Source organism: Nocardia sp. NPDC102475, from assembly GCF_055584605.1.
Map to the genome: position 1 here is coordinate 236,887 of NZ_JBVJLS010000002.1, position 14,180 is coordinate 251,066.

The window sequence follows — 14,180 nt, forward strand, 5'->3', positions numbered from 1 at the left end:
CGGAGCCCATCCACACCCGACAGCCGCGGTCAGACCTCGAGGGTGACGGTGTGGAAGCCGGTTGGGCCGGAGGGGAAGGGTGAGCGCGGGGTGCCGTCTTGGATTTCCCCGGAGCGGCTGACGGCGCGGGCCTGGATGGTGTGTTCACCTGCGGGCAGGTCGAGGGTGGTGCGCCAGCGACGCCAGGCGGCGGGGGCGAGTTCGGTGCCGAGATCGACTGGGCGCCAATCACCTTCGTCGATGCGGAGCTCTACGGACTCGACGCCGTGCGGCGGCGCCCATGCGACACCGGCGATGCTGGTGGCGCCCGCGGTCGCCCGGCCCGGCGCGGTGACATCGATGCGGGCCTGCGGTGTCACCCAGATCGGATCCGACGGCCAACCGCGCTTCCACCAGTAGTCGATGTGACTGTCGTCGGTGAGTTCCAGTTCGGCGAGCCATTTCGCGCCCGTGTACTGGCCGTAGAGTCCGGGCACGAAGACGCGGGCAGGGAATCCGTGCTCGGGGGCGAGCGGCTCGCCGTTCACACCGATCACCAGATATCCGGGCCATGCGCCGGAGCGCAACGGTTCCACGGGCAGTGAGATGGTGTAGCCGTCGACGGCCCTGGTCACCAGCCGGGTAGCACCGGTTTCAGGGATCGCGTGCTCGAGCAACTCGGCCAGCGGAACCCCGTACCAGCGGCCGTTCCCCGCGCGACGCTCACCGGGCCGATTGTGCACGCACACCATCACCGCGTCGAATTCCACTGCGTCCGCGGCCAATTCGGCCAGTGACAGGCGCAACGGATGCGCGACCTTGCCGGTGACCGACAGCCGCCAGCCGGTCGGGTCGATCCGCGGCGGACTCAGATTGACATCGGCGACATAGAAACTCCGGTTCGCGGTGATCAGCGACGACAGTCCGGGTTCGTCCTCCAGCCCGTCCTGCGGCACCATCGAAATCCCGCCCAGCGGGCCGACCCGACGGATCGCGGCGCGCTGCCTGCGGTCGTAGTCATGTATCAGCGCTCGCGCCCCGGCCAGCAGTCCGGCACCGGCGCCCGCCCACAGCAGCGCGCCGAACAGCCCATGCGGGCGCCTGCGCAATCCGAGACCGAGCACACCCGCGGCGGCGGCCGCGCCGGCGACGGTGGCGGGCGAGCGCGTCGGTCGACGGAAGCCCGAAGCGGCTGCGGCGGCACCGAAGGCGGCGACGGCGGGCGTGCGCGCCTGATCGGACAGCGCTGCGAGCCCGACGGCCGCGGCGACCGCACCGACACCGACACCGAGGCGCGTCACGGCCTTATCGTGCTTGCCCGACAGGGCGACGGTCGTCTCGACCACCGGCACCGGCGCGGTATCGGCCATGACCCGGCCGATGGCGTCGATCAGCGAATCACCGCGCGAGGCCGCGATCAACTCGCCGACACCGAGCGCCCCGACACCGATCGCGGCGGCACCGAGCACGCCCCCGCGTTCTCCGTTGGTCCGCACTGTTCGAACACCCGCTTTCCTCGATCACAACGCCTTCGCTACGAACCTACCGCCCCTCACTCCTGTAAGGCCTCGGTAAACCGGGCCAACAACTCTCGCAACTGTTCGCGCTCCTGCGCACTGAAGGCGGCGGCCACGCGGCGCTCGATGGCGGCGGCCTTGGCATCGGCCTTGGCGAAGGCTTTGCGACCGGCGGGAGTCAGGCGGGTTTCGAGCACACCACGGTGCCAGGGATGCGGTGTGCGTTCCACGAAACCGCGCTCCTGCAGGTTCTTGAGCACCACCGTCATCGCCTGCGGCGTCACCATGCATTCCCGGGCGAGGGCCGCGGCGGAGACGCCCGGGTTCTCCGACAGCGCGTAGAGCGCCGCATACTGCGGCACCGTAAGCGGTTTGACCGCCTCGTGTTTGACGGCCATCAGCTCCTGCTCGGCGCGCTTGAGGTCCAGACCGAGCCGCTGCTCCGCAGGCAATTTCATAAGTGTCAAAGATAGCTGAACTATCAAAGCCTTGATAGTCTTTGAAGTATGGACAATCCCGTAATCCCCGAGAGCCACGCCGATTTGCTATCGCGCCCGCTGTTCGCCCATCTCGCAACGCTGAACCCGGACGGCACTCCGCAGGTGACGCCGGTATGGCAGGTGTGGGATGGCGGGCGCCTGCGCTTCACCACCACGATCGATCGACGGAAAGCCGTCAATACCAAGCAAAATCCCGAAGTCGCGGTGAGCATCAACGATCCGGAGAAGCCCTACCGCTACCTCGAGGTCCGCGGCGTCATCGAGGCCATCGAACCCGATCCGAACGGGGAATTCTTCGATGTGCTCGCACGCCGCTACGACCTGCCGTATCAGCGTCCGGTCGCCGACCATCCGCGCCGGGTCGTGCTCGTCATGCGTCCGACGCACGCCACCTACCAGTAGCAGCAGGCGCCCTCAGGAGCTGACGGCCTCCTCCGCGAGGACCGTCAATTCGTCGCGCACCGCTGGCACGAGCCGGTCGGCATCGCCGCCGAGCACGCCGACGGTCAGTCGGCCCTCGAAGGTGTAGACCAGGAAGGTGACCGCCGCCGAGGCACCCGCGGAGGGACGCGGATGAGCTGATACGTAAACGATCTCGTAGTCGGTGAGCGCGATATTCGCGGGGATGCGGAAGGCGGGCACGGCACCGGTATTCGTCACCGCGACGTGCCCGGCCAAGGAGTGGATCCGGGTTGGGCCGAAGTAATCCGGGAAGTGCAGTACCGACTGCTGGACGATGCCCTCGGCCAGATCATGTCGCAATCGGGCCGAAATATGCTGGGCCAGTTCGAGGATGTCCGCGGAGAGGTCGACCGCCGCGGCGAAAGAGGCCAGACCCGCCATATTGGTGCCTTCCGCGCGCGCGACCGGCGGGTCGAGGCGGGTGCGCATATCCACCGGATACAGACAGCCGAGCGGCACGGGATCTCCGGTGGCCCTGGCCTTTTCCGAGGCGAAAGCCCGCAGCAGGGCGGCGGTGACCACCCCGTTGACAGTCACTCCTGGGAAGCGCCCGAGGCCGATGATTCGAGCGCTCGCCTGCTCGTCCAGGATGATGCGCCGCGGCTGGACCAGTGCGGCGGGAGCGGGAATCGCGGGTGCGCGCGGAATGACCACGGGCTCCAGCGGCTTGGTCACATCTTCGAAACCGGAGATCGAAGAGCGGGCGATTCCGCGCGCCGACGCATGCCATTCCAGCGATTGCGGATAGTCGTGCGGCACAACGGTTGTCGTACCGGACTCGACGTAATCGGTGTAGAAGTCCCATAGTCGGGCGAGGAGTTCGACGCAGTGGCCCGCGTCGGCGATGCTGTGGTGGGCGAAAAGTGTCACGCGCGAACGGCCGCGCTCGGAGCGCACAACATCCAGGTACGCCAGCTGTCCCGCCGGATCGATCGGCTCCGGAATGCGGATGGCGTCCGGATCACCGAGGCTCGCGGTCATGCCGATCTCTGGGACATCGCCGCGTCGTAGCAGGTAGCCGCGGCCGGTAGCGTCCTCGCTGATCCGGCAGGTCACCACCGGATAGGCGCGCTGTAGTGCGGTGAAGGCCGCCCCCAACGCATTCGTATCGAGATCACCGACGACCGTGACGGATCGTCCGGTGTAGGTCCCCGCGCGCACGAAACGTTGTTCCGAGGCACCCAACACCCGCACCAAAACCTCCTCATCCCACAACACATTGCTCAGGGTGCGGCAACTACAGACCAGGGCGCAAACCCGGAGCCGCTCCGACTGAGAGAGACTGCCCACATGAGTCCCGCGGCACACATCAGTCTTACGACGCATCTGGAAGAGCTCGGTTTTCCGTTGGTGGTGGACCAGTTGGCGCATCCGACGGTGGCGGGCATCGCCGAGGGCGATCTGCCCGAACCGGTCTTCCGGTCCTGGCTCGAACAGGACTATCTGTTCCTGCTGGACTATGTGCGGGTGTTCGCCCGGCTGGCCTGGCAGGCGCCTGCGTCACATCTGGGCGATCTGGTGGATCTCGCGCACGCGACGTATCACGAGGAGCTGTCCCTGCACCGGTCGCTGGCCGCCGAATTCGGCGCGGATCTCGATGGTGCGACGAAGGGTGCGCCGTGCGCGGCCTACACCGCATTCCTGCTGGAGTCGGCCGCGTCCTACGCCGACGGACTGGCGGCGCTGTACCCGTGCATGTGGGGCTATTCGACCCTCGGCACAATCCTGGCCGAGAATCCGCCGTCGGAACCGCGCTACCGCCGCTGGGTCGACACCTACGCCGACCCCGGATTCGCGGCGCTCACCCGCCGCTGTGGGCAGATGCTCGATGAGGCGGGTGGCGATCCGGCGCGTGCGGAAGCGCTATTCCTGCAGGGCATGCGCCACGAATACGAGTTCTGGGATGTGCCCGGCTAGGGGTGCAGCACGATCTTGCCGCGCGTGTGGCGCTGCTCCAGTTCGCGATACGCCTCCTGGACCTTGTCGAGCGGATAAACAGCCGCGATGGGTACCTCCACCGTGCCCGCGGCGGCCAAATCGGCGAGTTCGGCGAGCACATCGATGGTGCCCGCGGCGGCATTGCCGTCGGTCTTCACGCCGTACCGCTCGGCGGCCGCCCAGTTGATGATGGTGTCGATGCGTTCGACCGCAATGCCGAGTTCGATTGCGAGATCTACATATTCGGCACCGAAAGTGTCGATGAACGCGTCCACGCCATCGGGAGCGGCCGCACGAATCCGGTCGATCAGGCCCGCCCCATAGGCCACCGGAATCACCCCGACCTTGCGCAGCCAATCGTGATTGAGCTCGCTCGCGATACCGAGAACCGTTGCGCCCCTGGCCCGCAGGAGTTGTACGGCGATCGAACCGACGCCGCCCGCCGCACCCGAGACCACGACCGTATCGCCCACTTGCGGATCCACGGCCCGCACGGTCGCGAAAGCCGTTGTCCCGGCGACATACAACGATCCGGCGACATCCCAATCCAGTTTCGAGGGCTTGAGCGTCACCTGCTCAGCGGGCACCACCACGTGGGTGGCATGACTGGCCCGCTGATCGGTGAATCCGAGCACCTCGGCGCCGATCTCGATCCCGCCGACACCCGATCCGATCTCGACGACGCGACCAGCGAAATCGGTCCCCTCACCCGAAGGAAAGGTCGTGGGCCAACGCTCGTGCAGCGCGCCCGAACGGATATATCCCTCCCCTGGATTGATACCGGCCGCCACGACCTCGACGACGACCCGACCGGGTCCCGCCTTCGGTGTCGGCACCTCGACCACCTTCAGCTCTTCGATTCCGCCATAACGATCGAACTTCACAGCTCTGGCCATATCCGGCTCCCGCCTACTCGGTGACATACGCCGTCAACCGAGTAACCCCGCAGGAAATTTCCATGCACCGACGATCTTCGAGACGCACTGCCATGGACGGCAGCAGGCCCTAAGCTGACTCTCGTGGGTGAGGAAAGGCTGCGGGCATCGGACGCAGACCGCGAGAAAATCGCTGAACTATTGCGGGTGGCGATGAACGACGGCCGATTGTCGCTGCACGAATACGACGACCGACTCAAACAGGTGTACGCCGCCAAAACCTATGGCGAGCTGAACCCGCTGCTCTCGGACCTGCCCGTACCGCGCAAAGCGGCACCCGCGGCACAACGAGTGCCGCAATGGGTCATCATCATGTGGATTCCCTGGGCCGCGGTCAACGCACTGTGCATCACGATCTGGGTGGCCACCGGCGCGGGATACTTCTGGCCGTTCTGGGTCGCGGTGCCGTGGGGGTGCGCGCTGCTGATCCCGAGCGCGATCGGGATGCTCGTCCAGTCGAAGCGGAAACCCGGTGAATTCACCTCTGGCGTAAGAAATCCGCGACCTCCGGAATCCACTTAGCGGTTACGGATCCTTAGAGGCACGCCGACATGCGAAACGCCCTGCCGCAGCGCGACAGGGCGTTGATCGCTATCGAATTCAGGCGCCGATCAGATGCTGCGCCAGGTAGCCCTCGACCTTGTCCAGCGCAATCCGCTCCTGCGCCATGGAATCACGCTCGCGGACGGTGACCGCCTGGTCGTCGAGGGTGTCGAAGTCGACGGTGATGCAGAACGGCGTGCCGATCTCGTCCTGGCGCCGGTAGCGACGGCCGATGGCGCCGGCATCGTCGAATTCGACATTCCAGCTCTTACGAAGCTGTGCGGCAAGATCTTTCGCCTTCGGCGTCAGATCCGCATTGCGCGACAACGGCAGCACCGCCGCCTTGACCGGCGCGAGCCTGCGGTCCAGCCGCAGACTGATGCGCTCCTCCATGACGCCCTTGGCATTGGGCGCCTGGTCGACGGTGTACGCATCGACCAGGAACGCCATCAGCGAGCGGGTCAGGCCGGCCGCGGGCTCGATGACGTACGGGGTGTAGCGCTCATTGGTGGTCTGGTCGAAGTAGCTCAGGTCATTGCCGGAATGCTCCGAATGGGTCTTCAGATCGAAGTCGGTGCGGTTGGCAACGCCCTCCAGCTCACCCCACTCGTTGCCCTGGAAGCCGAAGCGGTACTCGATATCGGTGGTGCCCGCCGAGTAGTGCGACAGCTTGTCCTTCGGGTGCTCGAAGAGCCGCAGGTTCTCCGGGTCTATGCCGAGGTCGGTGTACCAGGCGAACCGGGTGTCGATCCAGTACTTGTGCCACTCCGCGTCCTCACCCGGCTTGACGAAGAACTCCATCTCCATCTGCTCGAACTCACGGGTGCGGAAGATGAAGTTGCCGGGAGTGATCTCGTTGCGGAAGCTCTTGCCGATCTGCGCGATGCCGAACGGCGGCTTCTTGCGCGCGGTGGTCATCACATTGGCGAAGTTGATGAAGATGCCCTGCGCGGTTTCCGGGCGCAGGTAGTGCAGACCCTCTTCGGACTCGACCGGGCCGAGGTAGGTCTTGAGCATCATGTTGAAGTCACGCGGCTCGGTCCACCGACCGACGGTGCCGCAGTCCGGGCACACCACCAACTCCATCGAGACGGAGTCCGGATCGTCGATCTTGTGCTTGATCGCGTAGGCCTCCTGCAGGTGGTCCTGCCGGTGCCGGTGGTGGCAGTTCAGGCATTCGACCAGCGGATCGTTGAACACGCCGACGTGGCCGGAGGCGACCCACACCTGACGCGGCAGAATCACCGACGAGTCGAGGCCGACCACATCCTCGCGGCTGGTGACCATGGACCGCCACCACTGCTTCTTGATGTTCTCCTTGAGCTCGACACCCAGCGGACCGTAGTCCCACGCCGATTTGGTGCCGCCGTAGATCTCACCACACGGGTACACCAGACCCCGGCGCTTGGCGAGGTTGGCAACGGTGTCCACCTTCGACTTGGGTGCCACTCGAGAATTCTCCATCCACTACGAGTCGGATTCGATTGCGCCGAGTCGCTCGACTCGGCGGAAGATTGCCCTCCAGCCTATCGGCACCGGCCAACCGGTTTTGCACCGCACACGCCTAGTCGTCGGCGCGCTCGTTTGACATGCGCAACTGTGCATATCAAAATGGAATCGCTTTCCAATAAGGAGTTGGTTCGATGACCGCCGAGACCGCTACCACCCACCCGCACAACCCGTACCGATCACCCGCGCCGGTGCCGGTCCCGACGCGGAGCGTCCTGGAGGACGCGGGCGAGTTGCTACGCGCCCTCGCCGCCCCGGTGCGCATCGCCATTGTGCTGCAATTGCGTGAATCGCCGCGTTGCGTACACGAATTGGTCGATGTTCTCGGTGTCACCCAACCGTTGGTCAGCCAGCATCTGCGGATTCTCAAGTCCGCGGGCGTGGTGCACGGGGAACGCTCCGGCCGGGAAGTGCTGTACGAACTCGTCGACGACCACCTGGCGCATATCGTGGTCGATGCCGTGGCCCACGCCGAGGAAGGGTGATCGTGCCAGATAAGACGGCCTTGCCGGAAAAGCCGGTGGGCATTCGCAGTACCCGCCAGCGCAGCGCGATCGCCGCGCTGCTCGGTGATATCGAAGAGTTCCGCTCCGCACAGGAGTTGCACGACGAATTGCGCCGCCGCGGCGAGGGCATCGGGTTGACCACCGTCTACCGCACCCTGCAGTCGCTGGCCGATGCCGGACTCGTCGACGTATTGCGCACCGACACGGGCGAATCCGTCTACCGACAGTGCTCCACCGGACACCATCACCACCTGGTCTGCCGACACTGCGGTCGCACCGTCGAGGTCGAGGGCCCGACGGTCGAGGCATGGGCCGAAACCATCGCTTGCGAACACGGATTCACCGAGGTCAGCCACACTATGGAGATCTTCGGGACCTGCTGCGAATGCGCGAAGGCGGACCGCGCCAAAGTGTGATGGCGGTCACATGGTTAACGGCGCTGGCGCCGAGGAAGATTTCACTGCGAATCACATAACGTCCGGGGGTTCCGGGCGTCGCGCACTGAGATCGAAATCTTCTGGGAGGCAGCGTGCGATCGACCATTTTCGCGGCGGACAGACGCCGGAAAATCACCACAATCGGAGCAGCCGTACTCATCGGCAGCTCCGCCCTGCTCATGACCGCGTGCAACGACAAGGACACCAAAGCGGGACCGACGACGCCGGCGTCCGCACAGAGCACCATCGGCCAGGGGCAGCCGGGGGCGAACAGCGGTCAGTCGACCGTCCGCACTATCGGCAAGACCGGATGGTACGAGGGCTTCGATATCACGGTGGACAAGGCGACCGTGGTGCCCGACGAATACGGCGGCGCCAAGGTGCTGATCGATATCACCTACAAGAACACCACCCCCGACAACAAGACGATCAGCAATAACACCTACCTGCAGGTCGACAAGGAAGTCGATGGTGGTGCGAGCTTCGACTCGCCGACCGTACCCGGAAAGGGTTCGGCCACCGGCAAAGTCACCACGTCGGTCAAGACGTTGCACGATGCCGAGCACCTGCTCGACACCATTACCGTGATCTACGGGCAGGCCTCGGATAACCAGACCAAGATTCCGCTGAAGGCCTCGGCTCAGGTCGAAGGTATCGCGCCGAAGACGCTGAATGTCACCGGCAAACTGGTGCAGGATCAGACGACGATCGAAATCACCGGCGGCACACTGGCTCCGAGCTACACCAAGAACGAGCGCGACAAGATGGATCTCTCGTTGCACGTCAAGATCATTGGTGGACCCGGGATCTCCGCGGGCGGACTGAACGTCTTCTACGACTACTTCACTGTGAAAACCCCCGGCGGCCAAACGATTCCGGCCGAAATCCGCGGGCCGATCAACGAACTGCTGAATACCAACGAAACCATCGACAACGCGAAGAATTACGTCGTTTTCGTGGTTCCGTCCCCGGCCACCGGCACCTACGTGGTGACCTACGACGCAAACAAGGGTGAGGGCGCCGCCCCGAACTTCTCCTTCACCATCTCCTGACAAACCGACCGACACAGGCCACCACTGCCGAGCAGTGGTGGCCTGTGGTCGATTTCGGGATCAGACGGCGACCGGGTCGCCGGTGCGGACCGGCGTGGAGTCCGCCGCCGGACGCCGTCCGCGGAGTGCGCCGACACCCAGTAGCAGCAGGGCTGCGAGCGCCCAGACAGTAAGGACCACAAGGGGTTTGGTGGCGGCGGCACCGTCGAAGAAGGCAACCGAGCGCAGCAGTGACGCGGCGGCACCCGGTGGCAGCAGTTGACCGATGGTGCCCCACGGCTGCGGCAGCAGTTCCGGAGCCGAAGTCGCGGCCGAGAACGGGTTGCCGACCAGGAGCATGGTCAGCGCGGCGATGCCGATGCCCGCGCGGCCGATGGCGGTGGACAGGCCGACGACCGCGCCGGAGACCGCGAAGGACACCAGACCGGCGACGGCGGCTAGCGTCAGATAGGGGCCGGGGACCACCGACATCCAGGTCTGGATGATGACGATGCTCAACAGCCCACCCGCGATGCCGAAGGTGATCAGTCCGATCGCCTTACCGCCGACCGACGGAATCAACAGGCTGAGTACCACACCCGCCGCGATACCGGACATCACCAGCGGCAATACCATCGCACCGAAGGCGGTGCCGCGCGGATCGTCCGGATCGGCGGCCACCACATCCTCGACAGGCGTGGCCGGGACACCGGACAGCTGCTGGGCGATCGCGGTGAGCTGTTGTGCCACAATGGGACTCGCGCCGGAGGCGACCAATACGCGCGGGGCGCCGCCGCCGGTGATGACGGCGCCGTAGACGTCCCGGTTCTGGATCGCCTCACGCGCCGCCGCTTCGTCGGCGGGGTTGCTGATCTCGAAGGCATCGGGATCGTGCTGGGTCAGTTTGTCGGCGACCACCGCGGCCTGCGGGCCGCTGACGGCGATGGGCAGATCGCGCGGCGCGATATGGGCCGCGGGCCAGGCGAAGGCGATCAGCATCAATGCCTGGAGCAGGGCCGCGGCGACGCCGACACCGACTGCCCGCTGGATCGTATTCATGACGTTCTCCCGAAAATCGAATGATCGTTCTCTTTCGATGTGGATACCGTCGCACGACCCTTCGAGGTTGTCAAGAACGAGCATTCGTTTTACTTTGGAGCCATGCCCAGAGTCAGTGCGGAACACCTGGAACGTCGCAGGCAGCAGATCCTCGACGCCGCGCAGCTCTGTTTTGCCCGCAAGGGTTTCTACGAGACCTCGATGCAGGACATCTTCACCGAATCGGGCCTCTCGGCCGGGGCGGTCTACCGATATTTCAAGGGCAAGAACGACATCATCGCCGCACTGGCCACCGATACCACGGTCGAGCTGCGCGCCACCATGACCAGGGCGATCCGGTCCGATCCGCTGCCCACCCCGGCCCAGGTTCTCCGGATCGTCGCCGAGTACATGGTCGCGCACAGCGGTCCGGACGGTCATGTCCGGCTCGCACCACAGGCGTGGGCGCTGGCGCTGGTGGACGACGAGGCGGCCGAATACGTCAAGTCCGCCGTGCTCGCGATGCGTGATCGCTGGACCGAGTACACCGAGCGCATGGTGCAGGTCGGCTGGTTACCGCCCGATACCGATATCCACGCGGTGGCGACGGCGATCATCGGCCTGGTGCCGGGATTCATGTTGCAGCACTTGATCGTCGGCGACGTGGATCCGGAAACCTTGGCACGCGGTGTGGCGGTACTACTGCCCTATGGCGAGCCCGCCGTCCAGCCGGTCGACTCCTAGACGTCGCTGTCCCGCATAGGGCGCACTTTGTGCGAGACAGCCATTGATTGTCCGGGCTCGGTGTTTCAGAGCCAGCCGAGGCGTTCGGCGGCGCGGACGGCTTCGGCGCGGGTGCTGGTTCCGGTTTTGCCGATGGCGGATGAAAGATGGTTGCGGACAGTGCCTTCCGATAGGTGTAACTGTTTGGCGATGGCACCTGCGGTGGTGCCCTCGGCCGCGGCGGCGAGGACCTCGCGTTCGCGTGCTGTCAGTGGCGAAGTACCGACGGTCAAGGTTTCGGTGGCGAGGGCGGGATCGACAACGCGTAAGCCCATGTGGACTCGGCGCACCGCGTCCGCGAGTTCGCGTGCCGGGGTGTCCTTCACGACGAATCCGCTTGCGCCAGCGTCGATTGCGCGCCGCAAGTAGCCGGGACGGCCGAAGGTCGTGACCATGAGGATGCGGAGATCTGGATGGGCGGCATGTAGTTGCGCCGCGACCGCGATGCCGTCCATGCCCGGCATTTCCACATCCAGCAGCGCCACATCGGGTGTGGTGCGCGCGACCGCGTCCAGGACTTCGTCACCGCGACCGACCTCCGCGACGACTTCCAGATCGGATTCCAGGCCGAGCAGTGCGGCGAGTGCGCCGCGGACGAGCGCCTGATCGTCGGCGAGGAGCAGGCGGATCATGCGACGTGGTCCTTCGATGACGGGAATTGGCCTGCATATTCGGTCGAATCGCGGCAGAAACCGCACGAGTGCGAACCCATTTGCGGATCACTCGGACACCGTTGCACGAACACGAACACCTTCCTCGGACGACGACAGCGTCAATGTTCCCCCGGCGGCCCGCACCCGTTCGCGCAGGCCGGACAGTCCCGACCCGGAATCGACTGTCCCCAGACCACGGCCGTCATCGGCCACCTCGATGCTCGTATCGGTCACCGTGACCGTGCAATGTCGGGCCGCGCTGTGCCGGATGACATTGGTGACCGCCTCGCGCAGCACCCAACCGAACAATTCGCTGTTGCGGGTATCGGGTACGGCATCCGGCAGCGCGGCGTCGATATCGGCGGCCGCCAGTGCGGTTCGCGCATTGGCCAATTCACCGCGCAGCGATACCTCGCGCAGACCGCCGACGGTATCCCGCACTCCGGCCAGCGCCTCCCGCGCCAGCCGCTCGACATCGGCCATCTCGGCCTTCGCCCGCGTCAGATCCACATCGATAAGACGTTGCGCGAGTTCGGTTTTCACCGTGATCACGGTCAGCGAGTGGCCGAGGATATCGTGCACGTCGCGCGCGACCCGGTTGCGTTCCTCGACGATCGCGAGTTCGGCCTGCTGCCGTCGGGTCAGCTCGGCCAACCGCTCACCACGCAGGCCGAGCTGCCTGGCCACCCAGATCAGGGCGGGGATGAAGGAAACGTAGAACGGCACCCCGGACAGGCTCGGCAGCACCACCGGCACGAGCAACATCGCGAGCATCACCGTGAACGCGACATAACCGGATTCGCGCGAGGGCATATGAAAGATCGCGATCACGCCGACAAAGATCAATGTCGGCAACGCGACCGTGCCGAGCAATGCCATCAACCCGGCGCTGCACGCTGTCATACCGACGAGCACCGGCCACATGCGCCGATCGACCGGACGTTCTACCCACCGGCTGGTGCCATCGGCCCGCCGGAAGACAATGAAGGAACCGACGATCAGCGTCGCGAACGCGAACAGTGTCGCGGTCGCCAGACTCGCCGTCGGCTGATCCGCGTCCCGCCAGCGCTGGATGATCGGTCCGATCATGTACGACAGCCAGATGACCGACATGAACCCGCCGAACCATCCACGCCGCCTCGCGGTCGCCCCGATGCCGCCGTCCCGGACCACCCGATCGAGTAATTCGGATGCCACACCACTCCGCAGCACGGACTTCACATCCATCGGCACTCCCACACCGACAGCGCGCATGCGCAAACCCGATCCCGGTTGGGCCGGCGGTGGTTGATCACAAGGGTGGACGCTACCGAACGGGTAGCCGCAGGTACTCCTGGCCGACCATCCACCGTGCGATCAGCCCGCGGCATCATCGACCACTCCGACCCACCCCTGCGGAATTCTTGGCCACAGGCCCGCGCGGCACAGCCGACCGCCATCCGACGACCGACCCCCGCGGCATCGTCGCTACAGCCTCACGCACCGCCTGGACGATTCGCGCCGGGCTGCCGCATCGCACGGCATAGCCGCCCACCCTCCTGGGCAGGCGGCTGAGCGTGCCGGATGGTTCAGCGTGCGGTGTCACGGCGGAAAAGAATGGTCGCGCCGCCGACGAAGATCGTGGCCCAGACGACGACATTGAGGATGGCCAGTGCGATCGACCCGCCGCTGGTGTCGCCGAAGGGCATGCGGGCCAAGGTGGCGACGCCGTTTGTCGGGAAGATCTTGGAAACCGTCTCGAACCAGCCGTGCAGCGGCATGAACAGGCCGCCCGCGAAGGACAGGCCCGCGAGGGCCGGGCCGAGCAGTTGCATGACATTCTCCGAGGGCAGCAGGTAGCCGACGAACAGGCCGAAGGCGGCGAAGACCAGTGAGCAGATCCAGGCGAGCAGGAAGCAGCTCACCCAGGCGGTGACCGTCAGGTGGGCGCCGAAGATTCCCCCGATGACGAAGACCGCAGTAACCGAGACCAGCCCGAGCACCATCGCGACGGCGACCTTGGTGGCGATGTATGCGACGGGACGCAGTGGGGTGAGCCGCAATTGGCGGCTCCAGCCCTGCGCGCGTTCGATCGCGACCATGGCGCCGCCGCTGGTGGTGGCCAGCATCGCGCCGTACACCGCCATCGACACCATCACATAGCCGGTCACATTGCCCGATCCGAAAGACTCTGTCCGGTAATCGGATTGCAGGCCGAAGATGACGAAGAACAGCGGCGGCATGATAAGCGTGAAGATCATGGTGCGCCGATTGCGCAGCATCCGGCGTAGTTCCAGGCGCAGGAAGCCGAGACTGAAGCCGCCGAGTGGGACGCGCGTCGAAACAGCTTGTGGGGCAAGGGTGGTCATT

16 protein-coding genes are annotated in these 14,180 nt (G+C 65.6%); 7 read left to right on the forward strand and 9 right to left on the reverse strand.

Annotated elements, in window-relative coordinates; translation table 11 throughout:
* Nucleotides 1-29 precede the first annotated feature (29 nt).
* Both ACZ60G_RS04305 and ACZ60G_RS04310 read right to left on the reverse strand, forming a co-directional pair.
* Nucleotides 30-1,475, reverse strand: a complete 1,446-nt coding sequence (locus tag ACZ60G_RS04305) for a molybdopterin-dependent oxidoreductase (RefSeq protein WP_465807194.1) — start codon at nucleotides 1,473-1,475, stop codon at nucleotides 30-32.
* A 56-nt stretch (nucleotides 1,476-1,531) separates the two neighbouring features.
* Nucleotides 1,532-1,954, reverse strand: coding sequence for a MarR family winged helix-turn-helix transcriptional regulator (locus tag ACZ60G_RS04310; protein WP_465807196.1), 423 nt, complete (start codon nucleotides 1,952-1,954; stop codon nucleotides 1,532-1,534).
* Between the two features lie 48 nt (nucleotides 1,955-2,002).
* Between ACZ60G_RS04310 and ACZ60G_RS04315 the strand changes: the two genes are divergently transcribed.
* Nucleotides 2,003-2,398 carry a PPOX class F420-dependent oxidoreductase gene (locus tag ACZ60G_RS04315; RefSeq protein WP_040688039.1) on the forward strand — a complete coding sequence of 132 codons (396 nt, stop codon included), beginning with the start codon at nucleotides 2,003-2,005 and terminating at the stop codon, nucleotides 2,396-2,398.
* Between the two features lie 12 nt (nucleotides 2,399-2,410).
* On the opposite strand, the gene ACZ60G_RS04320 is transcribed toward ACZ60G_RS04315, so the two are convergent.
* Nucleotides 2,411-3,676, reverse strand: a complete 1,266-nt coding sequence (locus tag ACZ60G_RS04320) for a phthiocerol/phthiodiolone dimycocerosyl transferase family protein (RefSeq protein ID WP_465807198.1) — start codon at nucleotides 3,674-3,676, stop codon at nucleotides 2,411-2,413.
* A gap of 72 nt (nucleotides 3,677-3,748) precedes the next feature.
* Here ACZ60G_RS04320 and ACZ60G_RS04325 point away from each other — a divergent pair, with 72 nt between their 5' ends.
* Nucleotides 3,749-4,375: a TenA family protein gene (locus ACZ60G_RS04325; RefSeq protein ID WP_465807200.1), complete on the forward strand. Its 627-nt coding sequence runs from the start codon at nucleotides 3,749-3,751 to the stop codon at nucleotides 4,373-4,375.
* Here the strand turns inward: ACZ60G_RS04325 and ACZ60G_RS04330 are convergent.
* On the reverse strand, nucleotides 4,372-5,292 hold the full coding sequence (locus ACZ60G_RS04330; protein WP_465807202.1) for an NADP-dependent oxidoreductase: 921 nt from the start codon (nucleotides 5,290-5,292) through the stop codon (nucleotides 4,372-4,374). The two genes, ACZ60G_RS04325 and ACZ60G_RS04330, sit on opposite strands and share 4 nt — an antisense overlap.
* Before the next feature lie 123 nt (nucleotides 5,293-5,415).
* Here ACZ60G_RS04330 and ACZ60G_RS04335 point away from each other — a divergent pair, with 123 nt between their 5' ends.
* Complete coding sequence (locus tag ACZ60G_RS04335; protein WP_465807204.1) at nucleotides 5,416-5,853, forward strand: DUF1707 domain-containing protein; 438 nt, start codon at nucleotides 5,416-5,418, stop codon at nucleotides 5,851-5,853.
* A gap of 78 nt (nucleotides 5,854-5,931) precedes the next feature.
* Here the strand turns inward: ACZ60G_RS04335 and ACZ60G_RS04340 are convergent, their stop codons facing one another.
* Nucleotides 5,932-7,323 (reverse strand): glycine--tRNA ligase, encoded by a 1,392-nt coding sequence (locus ACZ60G_RS04340; RefSeq protein ID WP_465807206.1) that lies wholly within the window; start codon nucleotides 7,321-7,323, stop codon nucleotides 5,932-5,934.
* A gap of 194 nt (nucleotides 7,324-7,517) precedes the next feature.
* Between ACZ60G_RS04340 and ACZ60G_RS04345 the strand changes: the two genes are divergently transcribed.
* The 3 genes from ACZ60G_RS04345 to ACZ60G_RS04355 all read left to right on the forward strand — a co-directional run bounded on the left by ACZ60G_RS04345 (nucleotide 7,518) and on the right by ACZ60G_RS04355 (nucleotide 9,378).
* Entirely contained in the window at nucleotides 7,518-7,868 is a 351-nt protein-coding gene (locus ACZ60G_RS04345; RefSeq protein WP_457193409.1) for an ArsR/SmtB family transcription factor, read from the forward strand.
* Nucleotides 7,865-8,305 carry a Fur family transcriptional regulator gene (locus tag ACZ60G_RS04350; RefSeq protein ID WP_387290782.1) on the forward strand — a complete coding sequence of 147 codons (441 nt, stop codon included), beginning with the start codon at nucleotides 7,865-7,867 and terminating at the stop codon, nucleotides 8,303-8,305. The genes ACZ60G_RS04345 and ACZ60G_RS04350 overlap by 4 nt, the downstream gene beginning before the upstream one ends.
* A gap of 113 nt (nucleotides 8,306-8,418) precedes the next feature.
* A complete protein-coding gene (locus tag ACZ60G_RS04355) occupies nucleotides 8,419-9,378 on the forward strand; it encodes a hypothetical protein (protein ID WP_465807209.1) in 960 nt (319 codons plus the stop codon).
* 60 nt (nucleotides 9,379-9,438) lie between these two features.
* Here ACZ60G_RS04355 and ACZ60G_RS04360 read toward each other — a convergent pair whose 3' ends face one another.
* Nucleotides 9,439-10,416, reverse strand: coding sequence for an ABC transporter permease (locus ACZ60G_RS04360; RefSeq protein ID WP_465807211.1), 978 nt, complete (start codon nucleotides 10,414-10,416; stop codon nucleotides 9,439-9,441).
* Between the two features lie 102 nt (nucleotides 10,417-10,518).
* On the opposite strand from ACZ60G_RS04360, the gene ACZ60G_RS04365 reads away from it, so the two are divergent.
* The gene (locus ACZ60G_RS04365; protein ID WP_465807213.1) at nucleotides 10,519-11,139 is read left to right on the forward strand and encodes a TetR/AcrR family transcriptional regulator; all 621 of its coding nucleotides are present in this window, start codon (nucleotides 10,519-10,521) and stop codon (nucleotides 11,137-11,139) included.
* A gap of 65 nt (nucleotides 11,140-11,204) precedes the next feature.
* Here ACZ60G_RS04365 and ACZ60G_RS04370 read toward each other — a convergent pair whose 3' ends face one another.
* The 3 genes from ACZ60G_RS04370 to ACZ60G_RS04380 all read right to left on the reverse strand — a co-directional run bounded on the left by ACZ60G_RS04370 (nucleotide 11,205) and on the right by ACZ60G_RS04380 (nucleotide 14,179).
* A complete protein-coding gene (locus tag ACZ60G_RS04370; RefSeq protein WP_465807215.1) occupies nucleotides 11,205-11,810 on the reverse strand; it encodes a response regulator in 606 nt (201 codons plus the stop codon).
* An 87-nt stretch (nucleotides 11,811-11,897) separates the two neighbouring features.
* Nucleotides 11,898-13,058, reverse strand: a complete 1,161-nt coding sequence (locus tag ACZ60G_RS04375; protein WP_465807217.1) for a sensor histidine kinase — start codon at nucleotides 13,056-13,058, stop codon at nucleotides 11,898-11,900.
* A gap of 341 nt (nucleotides 13,059-13,399) precedes the next feature.
* Nucleotides 13,400-14,179: an ABC transporter permease gene (locus ACZ60G_RS04380; RefSeq protein ID WP_465807219.1), complete on the reverse strand. Its 780-nt coding sequence runs from the start codon at nucleotides 14,177-14,179 to the stop codon at nucleotides 13,400-13,402.
* Nucleotide 14,180: the final 1 nt, after the last annotated feature.